11 protein-coding genes and 1 riboswitch are annotated in these 11,190 nt (G+C 73.2%); of the genes, 4 read left to right on the plus strand and 7 right to left on the minus strand.

The features are described from left to right. Window positions 1-66: 66 nt before the first annotated feature. Window positions 67-1,494, plus strand: a complete 1,428-nt coding sequence (locus ACGFIE_RS25040; RefSeq protein ID WP_393298653.1) for a nitrilase-related carbon-nitrogen hydrolase — start codon at window positions 67-69, stop codon at window positions 1,492-1,494. Here the strand turns inward: ACGFIE_RS25040 and ACGFIE_RS25045 are convergent. Next, the gene (locus ACGFIE_RS25045) at window positions 1,460-4,282 is read right to left on the minus strand and encodes a BTAD domain-containing putative transcriptional regulator (RefSeq protein WP_393298656.1); all 2,823 of its coding nucleotides are present in this window, start codon (window positions 4,280-4,282) and stop codon (window positions 1,460-1,462) included. The genes ACGFIE_RS25040 and ACGFIE_RS25045 overlap by 35 nt on opposite strands. 183 nt (window positions 4,283-4,465) lie before the next feature. On the opposite strand from ACGFIE_RS25045, the gene ACGFIE_RS25050 reads away from it, so the two are divergent. Beyond that, on the plus strand, window positions 4,466-4,867 hold the full coding sequence (locus ACGFIE_RS25050) for a peptidase inhibitor family I36 protein (protein WP_393298659.1): 402 nt from the start codon (window positions 4,466-4,468) through the stop codon (window positions 4,865-4,867). Window positions 4,868-4,950: 83 nt separating this feature from the next. Here ACGFIE_RS25050 and ACGFIE_RS25055 read toward each other — a convergent pair whose 3' ends face one another. Next, window positions 4,951-5,439 carry a peptidoglycan-binding protein gene (locus ACGFIE_RS25055; RefSeq protein ID WP_393298662.1) on the minus strand — a complete coding sequence of 163 codons (489 nt, stop codon included), beginning with the start codon at window positions 5,437-5,439 and terminating at the stop codon, window positions 4,951-4,953. A gap of 283 nt (window positions 5,440-5,722) precedes the next feature. After that, window positions 5,723-5,892, plus strand: a riboswitch (cyclic di-AMP (ydaO/yuaA leader). Here ACGFIE_RS25055 and ACGFIE_RS25060 point away from each other — a divergent pair. Continuing rightward, window positions 5,893-6,570, plus strand: coding sequence for a transglycosylase family protein (locus tag ACGFIE_RS25060; protein WP_393298665.1), 678 nt, complete (start codon window positions 5,893-5,895; stop codon window positions 6,568-6,570). Window positions 6,571-6,645: 75 nt separating this feature from the next. Here ACGFIE_RS25060 and ACGFIE_RS25065 read toward each other — a convergent pair whose 3' ends face one another. The 3 genes from ACGFIE_RS25065 to ACGFIE_RS25075 form a co-directional block, all read right to left on the minus strand. Further along, window positions 6,646-7,008, minus strand: a complete 363-nt coding sequence (locus ACGFIE_RS25065) for a hypothetical protein (RefSeq protein WP_393298668.1) — start codon at window positions 7,006-7,008, stop codon at window positions 6,646-6,648. Between the two features lie 114 nt (window positions 7,009-7,122). Further along, complete coding sequence (gene dinB / locus ACGFIE_RS25070) at window positions 7,123-8,310, minus strand: DNA polymerase IV (protein WP_393298671.1); 1,188 nt, start codon at window positions 8,308-8,310, stop codon at window positions 7,123-7,125. 57 nt (window positions 8,311-8,367) lie between these two features. Continuing rightward, on the minus strand, window positions 8,368-8,805 hold the full coding sequence (locus ACGFIE_RS25075; protein WP_393298698.1) for a VOC family protein: 438 nt from the start codon (window positions 8,803-8,805) through the stop codon (window positions 8,368-8,370). 94 nt (window positions 8,806-8,899) lie between these two features. Between ACGFIE_RS25075 and ACGFIE_RS25080 the strand changes: the two genes are divergently transcribed. Then, window positions 8,900-9,874, plus strand: a complete 975-nt coding sequence (locus ACGFIE_RS25080; RefSeq protein ID WP_393298674.1) for a helix-turn-helix transcriptional regulator — start codon at window positions 8,900-8,902, stop codon at window positions 9,872-9,874. Here the strand turns inward: ACGFIE_RS25080 and ACGFIE_RS25085 are convergent. Together ACGFIE_RS25085 and ACGFIE_RS25090 are read right to left on the minus strand one after the other, a co-directional pair. Next, entirely contained in the window at window positions 9,769-10,338 is a 570-nt protein-coding gene (locus ACGFIE_RS25085) for a GNAT family N-acetyltransferase (protein WP_393298677.1), read from the minus strand. The genes ACGFIE_RS25080 and ACGFIE_RS25085 overlap by 106 nt on opposite strands. Continuing rightward, window positions 10,335-10,886 (minus strand): GNAT family N-acetyltransferase, encoded by a 552-nt coding sequence (locus tag ACGFIE_RS25090; RefSeq protein ID WP_393298680.1) that lies wholly within the window; start codon window positions 10,884-10,886, stop codon window positions 10,335-10,337. Before ACGFIE_RS25090 ends, ACGFIE_RS25085 begins: the two co-directional genes overlap by 4 nt. Window positions 10,887-11,190: the final 304 nt, after the last annotated feature.

An 11,190-nucleotide genomic window follows, 5' to 3' on the forward strand; every position in this document is an offset into this window, starting at 1 on the left:
CGGGACCAGATCCAACCCGGTTCGTACGGCGATCCGCCCCCGCCGCTCCGGCCGCACGATCGACGCATGATGACGATCGTCGCCGCGCTCCTCAGTGGCCTGCTCTGGCTCGGTGGTTCCGGGCTGCACCCCGTCGCCGCGCTGACCTGGCTCGCCCCGGTTCCGCTGGTCCTCGCCTCGGTGCGGGTACGCCCGCGTACCGCACTCGGCGCGACGCTCCTGGCCTGGTCGATCGGTCAGCTCGGCATGGTGGGGTACTACCTCGACACCCTGCGCCTACCGGTCCCCGCGGTGGCCGGTGTGTTCGGGCTCGGCCTCGGCCTGGCGGGCGGCACGGTCCTGCTCGCCCGCGCCCTGCTGCTGCGGGGGCGCACCGTGCGCGCCGTCCTCACCGTGCCGTCCCTGTGGGTGGCGGGCGAGTACGCGGCATCGCACCTGTTCCCGCACGGTGCGTGGTGGAGCCTCGCCTACACGCAGGCCGACGTCCGACCGGTCATCCAGGTGACCGCGCTCACCGGCGTGTGGGGCGTCACCTACCTGCTGCTCGCCGTCCCGATCGCCCTCGCCGCCCTGCTCGGCAGCGCACGGCCAACCCACACCGGCCGGCCCTATCGCCCAGGCCCCGCCCTCGTCTGTCTGCTCGCCCTCCTGCTCGGCGCCGGGGGGTGGTCGGCCTGGTCACTGAGTCGTTCCCCGGACCCGGCCGAGCCGCTGACCGTGGGCCTGGTCGCCCTGCGGCAGCCCGAGGACGGGCTCCCGATCGACGAACCGGCCGGCCGTGACCTGCTCGCCCGGTACGGCGCGCGGGTCGCGGGCCTGACCGCCCGCGGGGCGCGGGTCGTCGTACTGCCGGAGAAGGTGTTCGCCGTGACGGACACGACGCTGCCCCTGCTCGTGGACGCGTTGCGGCAGGCCGGGGCCCGGGTGGTCGTCGGCGCGGTGCGGTGGCGGGCCGGCACGGCGAGCAACGTGGCGCTGGTGCTGGGCGCGGACGGGAGCGTCACGACGTACCAGAAACAGCATCTGATCCCGGGCCTGGAGGAGTGGCTGACGCCGGGTGACGACGACGTGGTCGTGGACGGGCGGTTCGGCGTCGCGATCTGCAAGGACCTCGACTATCCCGGCCTCGTCCGGCGGTATCGGGCGGAGGGAGCCTCGGTGCTGCTCGTCCCCGCTCTGGACTTCACCTCCGACGGCTGGCTGCACAGCCGCATCGCCCTGGTCCGGGGCGTGGAGAACGGGCTCACAGTGGTCCGGCCCGCCGTGTCCGGCCGACTGACGGTCAGCGACGCCGGCGGCAGGCTGTTGGGCGAAGCCACCGCCGGTGACGCGGAGGTGCTGGTCACGGGAAGTCCGACGACAGGCTGGGGCACGGTCTACTCGCGTACGGGAGATTGGCTTCCGTTCTTGGGCCTGGGCTTGTTGGTCGTCTCCGTTGCCGGGGCGCGGCGGCGGACGGTCACGTTCCCTCGGCGGCCGCGAGCCGACGTCTGACCTTCTCCGCGTCCGGGTGCCCGAGGTCATCGAGGAGGCTCAACGCTGTCCGCCAGCTCCGGGTCGCCCCGACCGGATCGCCCGCGTCGACCTGCGCCTCGGCCAGGTGCCCCAGCGTGTCCGCCTCGTAGTACCGGTCCCGGAACTCCCGGTACAGCTCCGCCGCGTGCCGGTACGCGCCGACCGCCTCCATCGGTCTGCCCGCGCGGTGCTGGGCGTAACCGAGGGTGTCCCAGGTGGCCGCCTGGCCGTGCCTGTCGTCGAACTCGCGCAGCAGCTCCAGCCCCTGTTGGCACGCCTCGATCGCGGCGTCGTGCGCTCCGAGCTGGGCGCGGTACCAACCGATCGCGTTCAACGCCATCGCCTGCCCGTACCGATGCCCGGCCGCCCGGTACAACCTGAGTGCCGCCTCGGCGTGTTCGACCACCTCGTCGCGCCGACCCTGCCGGTCGGCCATCTCGGCCAGATCCAGGCAGGTGTGCGCCTGGTTGGCCTGGTCGTCGAGGGTCCGGAACAGCTCCAGTGCCCGCTGGAGCTGACCGGGTGCCTCGTCGAGGCGGCCCAGCCGGGCCTGTGCCCGGGCCAGACTGCGACGTGCGTGTGCCTGCCCGGCCGAGTCTCCGCCGCGGCGCGCGGCGATCAACGCGGTGTGCTGTACCGCCAGCTGGTCGTGCCAGCCGCCCTGTCGGTCCAGGAAACTGGTCAAACTCCAGGCCAGTTGCCAGGCGTGCCGGTCAAACCCGCTGGCAGCGCACCGCTCGACGAGCGCGATCAGGACCTCCCGCTCCCGGGAGAACCACGCCGCCGCCTCGTCGTGGTCGCCGGCCTTCTCCGGTCGGACTCCGGCGACGGCGGGCGGCAGCGCGATGGGGTCCCAGTGCGGATGCAGCAGCACGGCCGCACCGTGCGCGCTGTGCAGGTAGTGGTCGAAGAGCCGGCGCCGCGCCTCGGCCCGGTCACCTGTCGGGTCCTGCTCACCGGACAGCTCGGCGGCGAAGGCCCGCAGCAGGTCGTGCATCCCGTACCGGTCCGGGCCGCGTTCGAGCATCAGGTGCGCGTCGGTGAGTTCGGTGAACGCCGTTCGGACGTCGCGGCGGTCGACGCCGGCGAGACTGGCTGCGGCCGCCGTGCTGAGCGTCACGTCCGTGCTGCCGCCTACCAGCCGGAAGAGCCGGGCCGTCGGCCCGGTCAACAGGCGGTACGACCAGGACAGCGCAGTCCGTACGCTGCTCGCGTGGTCGCCCGCGTCCAGCCCGTCCAACCCGCCGTCGGTGCGTAACTGCGCGCCCAGCTCGGCCAGGGAGAGTTGAGGCCGGACCACCGCCCGGGCCGCCACCACGACCAGGGCCAGCGGCAACCGGTCGCAGAGCCCGACCAACTCGCCGACGGCGTCCCGTTCCGCCTCGGCCCGCGCCCCGATCCGCGCGTGCAGCAGCGCCTCCGCGTCCGCGGCGGTCAGCAGGTCCAGCACCAGCGGCTCCGCTCCATCGGTGGCGACCAGACCGGTCAGGCGATCCCGGCTGGTCACCAGCACCAGACAGCGGGCGGAGCCGGGTAGCAGCGGTCGGACCTGCGCGGCGTCGAGGGCGTTGTCCAGCAGTACCAGCATCCGCCGACCGGCCAGGAGACTGCGGTACAGCGCGGTCTGCTCCTGCGGGTCGACCGGCAGTTCCCGGGGCGACACCCCGAGCGCCGCGAGGAAGCCGCGTACGACCTGCTCGGCGCTGCGCACCACGCCGCTGTGGCTGTAGCCCTCCAGGTTGGCGTAGAGCTGCCCATCGGGGAACTGGCCGACCACCTGGTGCGCCCAGTGCACGGCCAGCGCGGTCTTGCCCACCCCGGCCTGCCCGGACAACACCGCCACCGGTACCGCCCCGGGATGCGCGTCGGCCGTCGCTCGCAGCGCGTCCAGTTGGGCCAGCTCGACCCTTCGTCCGGCGAAACCCCGGACGTCCGACGGCAACTGCGCCGGCACCGGGTGGGTCAGGGCCGGCCGGGTGACGGGGCCGGCCGTGGTGTGCGTCGAGGTGGGTTCCGTGCCGGCGGTCGGCACGGTCACCTCACCGCGCAGGATGGCCTGGTGCAGCTGGCGAAGCTCCACGCCCGGGTCTACGCCGAGCGCGTCGGCGAGTCGCTTCCGCAGCCGGGCGTAGTAGGTCAGCGCCTGCGCGCCGCGCCCGGCCACGGCCAGCGCGTGCAGCAACACCGCGGCGACCGGCTCGTCCAGGGGTTGGTCGTCGGCGAGTCGGGTCAGCGGATCGATCACCGCCTCCGCCTCGCCCCGGCGCACCAGGGCGCGGGCCCACTGCACGGCGGTGTCGGTGTACCGGCGGTGCCAGTCCTGCCGGACCCGGGCCGCCCACTCTCCGGGCAACCCGGAGAGCGGCTCGCCGCGCCACAGCTCCAGTGCCCGGCGCAGCAACTCCACCCGCTCGGGGTCGTCCTCGGCCAACCCGTCGGCCGTCGACCGCAGGATGTCGAAGTGCTGTCCGTCCACGGTCTCCGGAGGCAGGTCCAGCACGTATCCGCCGGAGCGTCGGCCCAGCGCGTCCGGTGCGCCGGCCTCGGCCAGCACGCGACGCAGCCGGGCGAGGTAGACGTGCAGGTTGTGCCGGACCCTGAGCGGTGGAGCGTCGCCCCAGACCCGGTCGACAAGCGACTCCACGTGGACCGGCCGGCCCACGTCGACCGCCAGCGCGGCGAGGACGGCACGTTGCCGGGCCGCTCCGGCGTCGACCAGGTGGCCGTCCGTCCATACCTCGACCGGCCCGAGGACCCGAATCTCCATGAACCGCCGCTCGCCGTGCCGCCAGTCATTCGACCCGGCCCCGGGGCGGCCGGATTGAGGTTCCGGCAGGAATTCGTCGATCTGCCGCGCGAATCATCGTCGGCACAGCGACATCAATCAACGCGATGTCGGCAATTCGACTCACGGCCCGTTCCGGTCGTGACGACACCGGAGGTCACCATCGTGCGAAGTGCTCTGCGAAGGTTCACGTCCGCGCTGCTCGGCGTGGTTGCCGTGGGCGCCACGCTCGCCGTCGCCCCGAGCCCGGCCCAGGCCAACTACGCCTGCCCCTCGGGTCTGCTCTGCCTGTACGCCGGCACCAACTTCAGCGGCGACATCTTCCTGCTCGACGGGCCCTACAACGGCTGCAACGACGTTCCGCTGCCCTCGTACTTCCGCAACAAGACTCAGTCGATCATCAACAACCGGCCGTCCGGCACCGTCTCCACCTTCTGGGACAACGCCAACGCCACGGGGCTGCTCGGCTACCAGCACGCCTACGGCTACCGGGCGAACCTGGCGTACGACTCGGCCGCCATCGGGGGGAACTGGAACCAGCGGATCGAGGCGGTCCGGGTCTGCTGATCCGGGGGCCCGAACCGGGCCGGGGGGCACGACGGCGCCGGCCGGAATCCAACGGGGGACTCCGGCCGGCGCCGTCGCGCGGGTCAGCCCGGGTAGTAGCACTGGTTCGGGATGACCGGACCGCCGTTGACCCCGAAGATCGCGAAGCCCATCCACGCCCGGGTCTGCGGGCCGTACTCGCCGTCCTCGGCGATGTTGGCCCACTCCCAGGTGTCGTTGATCTTCTGTTGCGCGGCCCGGACGGCGTTGCGCGTGTTGGTGCCGTACTGGCCGTCGAGACGCAGGGACTGGGAGTAGCAGTTGTTCAGTGCCTCCTGCAACACCTTGACCGCGCTGTTGGAGTTGCCGTACTTCAGATAGCAGGTCTTGTTGCGGTCCTGCCAGCCGACGGTGGGCACGTGCATCTCGGCGCCACCCGGGTAGCCGCCGACGTTGTAGTAGGTGAGGCTGGTGCAGGTGGTGGCCGCCTGCGCGGCGGTCGGCGCGAGCCCGACGAGTCCGGCGCTGACGAGGACGGTCGCGAGGGTGGCGGCGGCACTGCGGCGGCCGATGCGGCTCTGGTGGATCGGCATGCTCTCCTCCTGGGATGGGCTGCCGGGTTGACCCGGCATGCACTGGAGCATCGCGATCGCCGATCTATGGAATCCTGCCGGAATGTCAATCGCGCCCCGCAGCGCCCGGTCGGCGGCATCCCGGCCCGATCGGAAACGGTCCATCGTGGTCGCTGCACAGTCGAGGACCGTCCGCAACCGCTGAGCGGGCCGCTCCGCGTGCCCCGGTGAAGAACTTCACAGGGGTTGGGCGATGGTCACCGGCCGTGCCTACCGTCGGTCGGGTCCGCCGCTGCGGACACCGCGACCGGCAACGCCAAATCCTGCCCCCGGTCGTCGGAAACAGAACCCGGGCAGGAGCGGGGGACCCAACGTTCCTCGGTGCATGTCACCTCGGGGTGAAGCCGCCACCGCGCGGCCGGGCGCCTCGGCCCGAACCCGACAGCTCACCTCGCCGGCGTGGAGGAAGCACACATGACGTCTGTCTACACGCCCCGTCACCGACGGGTCACCACCCGCCGCGTCGCCGTCGGCACCCTGGCCGTCGGCGCGGTCACCGGCGCTGTCGCCCTCTTCGGCCCCGCGGCCCCGGCCCAGGCCGGTGTCAACTGGGACGCGGTCGCCCAGTGCGAGTCCGGCGGCAACTGGAAGATCAACACCGGCAACGGCTACTACGGTGGCCTGCAGTTCTCCCAGAGCACCTGGGCCGGTTACGGCGGCAAGAAGTACGCCGCCCGCGCCGACCTGGCCAGCCGCGGCGAGCAGATCGCCGTCGCCGAGAAGGTGCTCGACGGTCAGGGCATCGGCGCGTGGCCGACCTGCGGCCGCAAGGGCGGCTCGTCGGGCGGCTCCGCCACGAAGTCCTCGACGAAGTCGACAGCGAAGTCGTCCACGTCCACCGCGCCGAAGGACCGCTCCACCGCCCCGAAGGAGCGGTCGTCGCGCGGCGACCAGCCGGCGACCCGCAACCACGAGCGCACCGCTCCCGCGGCCAGCGGCGACACGTACGTCGTCACGCCGGGAGACACCCTGTCGCAGATCGCCGACAGCCACCGCCAGGCGGGCGGCTGGCAGGCCCTGTACGAGCGCAACCGGCAGCTGATCGGTGCCGACCCGGGCCTGATCTTCCCGGGTCAGCGGCTCGCTCTCTGACGTACGACACTCGAACGCTCGGCCGGGTCACCGGCCGAGCGTTCGGTCGTTCTACGGCCCCGGTCGGGGCGCGGGTCACGCCGCGGCGGACGCCCTCGACCCCCGGCGCGACATCACCGCCGTGGCGTCGCGGTCCCAGCGGGGGGCAGGTGCCGCCGCCTCGCCGGGCCAGCCCGTGCCGACACCGTCGCCGTCACCGCCGCTGGTCATCTCGACCGAGTCGGCAGTCCTGCGAGCCAGCCGCAGCGACTGCTCGGCGCCCGCGCGAGCCGAGCACGGCCAGGACTGGCCGGCGCACTGGAGGTTGCGGCAGTGACCCTCGTCGTCGGGCTCGTGGGCACTCAGCACGTCGACCGCCAGCTGCCAGAGCAGGGGGTCGGTCACGTCGTGCGGGCGTTCGGCGCGCCGGCTCGGTCGGTTGCTCGTGTCGTCGGACATGATGGCCCCCCTCGTCAGGCTGTTCCCCACAAGGGTCACCCGTGAGCCGGCGGCTAAACCGTCGACCTGCTGTGATGTGTCTCCGGTCGCAGCTGGCGGGGCCCCATACGTCGCTCAGTCCGGCAATAGCGGCATCTCGACGCCCGGGTCCCGGCCGAGAAGCACCGCCCGGGTGAGCGCCGCCGAGCCGAACCGGTCGCGCACCGCGTCCACCGCCGCGTCCAGGTCGGCGCCCGTGTCGGCCTCGAACGGCAGTTCCGGCTGCACCGGGTTGTCGTCGAGGTTGCCCACCGAGACGCCGATCAGGGTGACGCCCCGCCGGTCGATCTCCGGCAGCGCGGCCCGCAGCAGTGCCCGCGCGGCGGCCAGCAGCGGCGTGGTGTCCGCTGTCGCCTTGCCGATGGTGTGCGAGCGGGTGGCCCGGGTGTAGTCACCGAAGCGCAGCCGCAGCACCACGGTGCGCCCCGACCGCCCGGCCGAGCGCATCCGACGGCTGACCCGGTCGACAAGGCCGGCCAGGATGGCGTCCAGCTCCGTCGGGGCGTGCGGGGTGCGACTCAACGCGTGCTGCGCGCCCATCGAGCCCCGGCGGCGGCCCACCTGCACCGACCGGGGGTCGCGGTTGTGGGCCAGGGCGTGCAGGTGCCGGCCGGCGCCCGCCCCGAGCAGGGACACCAGCGCGGCCTCGCCGAGCCGGGCCACCTCCCCGACGGTACGGATCCGACGTTCCCGCAGCTTCGCCGCGGTGATCGGGCCGACGCCCCAGAGCCGTTCCACAGGCAGCGGGTGCAGGAACGCCACCTCGGCGTCCGGGGCGACGACAAGCAGCCCGTCCGGCTTCGCCACCGCGCTGGCCACCTTCGCCAGGAACTTCGTCCGGGCGACGCCCACCGTGATCGGCAGGTGGACGCGGTCGCGGACCTCCCGGCGCAGCCTCTCGGCGATGTCGGCAGGTGCGCCGACCAGCCGCCGCAGGCCGCCCACGTCGAGGAACGCCTCGTCGATGGAGAGCCCCTCGACCAGCGGGGTGGTCTGCCGGAAGATCTCGAACACCGCCCGGCTGGCCTGCGTGTACGCCGCCATCCGGGGCGGCACCACTATCGCGTCCGGGCACAGTCGGCGTGCCTGCTGGCCGCCCATCGCGCTGCGCACACCCCGCGCCTTCGCCTCGTAACTGGCGGCGAGCACCACGCCGCCGCCGACGATCACCGGCCGCCCCCGCAGGCGCGGGTCGTCACGCTGCTCGACCGACGCGTAGAAGGCGTCCAGGTCGGCGTGCAGGATGTGGGCGCCGGTCGACACGAACACATGTTCGCACGACACCCGACCATCGCGGCAGTGAGCTGGGCGAACACCCGGTCAGTCGAGGCAGAACTCATTGCCCTCGGGGTCGGCCAGCACGAGGTGACCGGCGCCGAGTGGGGGAGCGGGCTCGTGCCGTGCGAGACGGGTGGCGCCCCGGGCGACGAGCCGGTCGGCCTCCGCCTCCAGCGCCGCCATCCGGTCGTCACCGGTGAGCCCGGGGGCGGTCCGCACATCGAGGTGTACGCGATTCTTGGCCTGCTTGCCCTCCGGCACCCGCTGGAAGAACAGACGCGGCCCCGCGCCCTTGGGGTCGACCACCGCCGACGCGTCGTTGCGGCGCTCCGGCGGTACGCCCATCGCGTCCAGCGCGGCCTCCCACGAGTCGAAGTCCCCGGGTGGGCCCTGCAACTCGTAGTCGAGAACGTCGGCCCAGAACGCCGCCAGGCTGGCCGGGTCGGCGGCGTCGAACGTTATCTGCACCTCGCGGGCCATGACAGCTCCCTCGTCTCCGGTCTGCTTGGTCATGCTGCCACCCTCTCGTGGCTGGCGGACAGAATCGTTCCGCTATTGATGAAACGATCGGCGGGTGACGGTGGAGGCGACGACCGAGCGGGTGCTGCGGATGCTGGCCCTGTTGCAGCGGCGGTCGTCGTGGACGGCCACCGAGCTCGCCGTCGAGCTGGGTGTCACCGACCGCTGCGTGCGCCGCGACGTGCAACGGCTGCGCGCACTCGGCTATCCGATCCACGCGACGGCGGGCGTGGGCGGCGGCTACCAGCTCGGCGCGGGCACCCGGCTGCCGCCGCTGCTGCTCGACGACGAGGAGGCGATCGCCACAGCGGTTTCCCTGCGGCTGGCGTCGGGAGGCACGGTCGCCGGGGCGGGCGAGGCGGCCCTGCGGGCACTGACGAAACTCGACCAGGTGATGCCGGCGCGGCTGCGGGCCGAGGTGCGAGCGGTGCACGGCTCGACGGACACGCTCATCGGCCCGGTGGTCGAGATCGACGCGGAACTGCTTGTGACACTCGCCCGCGCCTGTCGCGACGCGGTACGGGTGCGGTTCACCTACGCCAGCCGCGACGGCGGGGAGCGGGAGCGGACGGTCGAGCCGGTCCGGATGGTCACCACCGGCCGTCGCTGGTATCTGATGGCCTGGGACGTCGACCGCGACGACTGGCGTACGTTCCGCCTGGACCGGATGCGGGCCACGGTGGCGACGACCTGGCGCTTCCCGGCGCGCGACCATCCGGATCCGATCGCCTTCGTGCAGCGGTCCGTGACCGACGCGCCCTACCGTTATCTGGCCCGGGTGCGGGTGCACGCCCCACCCGAGCGCGTGCGGGAGGTGCTCCCGCCGCAGGTGGGGCGCGTCGAGGCCGGTAGTGACGGCTGGTGCGTGCTCGTCGTCGGCGGTGACAGCCTGGACTGGCTCGCCGCGCACATCGCCCGCCTGCCCTACGAGATGGAGGTGGTGGAGCCCGCGGAGCTGCGCGAAGCCGCCGCACTGCTCGCCCGCCGTCTCGCGGCGATGGCCGGTTCGGCGTCCGAGCGCACGGTGTAACGCCGCAGCGACACCGGGCTGCCGTCCGGGGCGGTCCACGATGCCGTGCCGGTGCCCGTGCACCGCCATCCGGTCCGCTCGTAGAGGGCGACTGCCGCGGGACTGTCGGCGACCACCTCGAGCATCAGACGCAGCCCGCGCGCATCCGCCCAGTGCCGTGCGCGGACCAGCAGAGCGGTACCCAGCGCCGACCCCCGGGCGGCCGGCGCCACGAAGAGGCGAGAGACCTCGGCGGTCGGTTCCTCCGCCGAATCGGGCAGGCGACGTACCGCGACGTGTCCGACGATCGTCCCCCCGGCGTCGACGGCGACCCAGGCGCGCGCCGGGTGCGGCTCGCGTAGCCAGCGGTGCGGGTCGGCGGGCCAGTTCAGCGGATAGCGGTCGACCCGGTGGACGTCGGCGAGCGCCGCGACGCAGCCGTCGAGGTCGGCGGCACGGCGGCGGCGGATGCGCGGCGGGCTCACAGGTCGTCGAAGGGGCGGGCGTAGCGGAACTCGCCCCGGATCGACTTGCGCCACGCGGTCAGCGGGCGGGCCATGAAGTACCGCGGACCCCACGGCTGCGGCGGGGTGACGCCCAGTTCGACGGCGGGCCGGAACCCGAAGCGTGGGTAGTACTCGGGATGCCCGAGCAGCACCACGAGGGGTTCGTCGCGGGCCTCGGCCGCGCCGAGCACCGCGTGCATCAACGCCGTGCCCACGCCGCGCCGCTGCCAGCCGGGCAGCACGCCGAGCGGACCCAGGCCCAACGCCACCGACTCACCGCCCACCCGGCCGCGGGTGGCCACCACGTGCCCCACCACCTGGCCGTCCGAATCGATCGCCACCAGGGAGTACGCGGGCAGCCAGCCCTCGTCGGCCCGCAGAGCGTCGACGAGCGTCGCCTCGACAGGCAGTGCCCCGAGCGGCGTCGCCTCGACTGGCGCGGCCTCGCCCGTGGTTGTGGCGAAGGCGGCGGCGTGCACCGCCCGGATGGCGTCGGCGTCGGCGGGCGTCTCGCGTCTGATCAGCACCGCGCCACGATACGGGTGTCTCCGGCACCGGCTCTACGCGTTTCTCGACGGCGGTCGGCCGATGACGCGGCGTCGGCCGGGTCCTCGCTCTCGGTCGGCTTCGTCGACTGTCGACGGCGGGTGCTGCGTGTGCCCCGATCCTCGTCCGACCCCTGCGAGGCGGCCGGGAGGGCATGTCGCGGTAACGGCATATACCTGTGAGTCATAGTTACTTGCGTTTTAAGGTGGCGGGTCGCCGGGTGTGGTGGTGACCGGCGTGGCGACGTGACGTAAAGCGGCCACCGTCTCAAGATCGGTTCTGCGA

Origin of the sequence: Micromonospora sp. NPDC049275 (assembly GCF_043197115.1) — a bacterium.
Taxonomy (GTDB): domain Bacteria; phylum Actinomycetota; class Actinomycetes; order Mycobacteriales; family Micromonosporaceae; genus Micromonospora.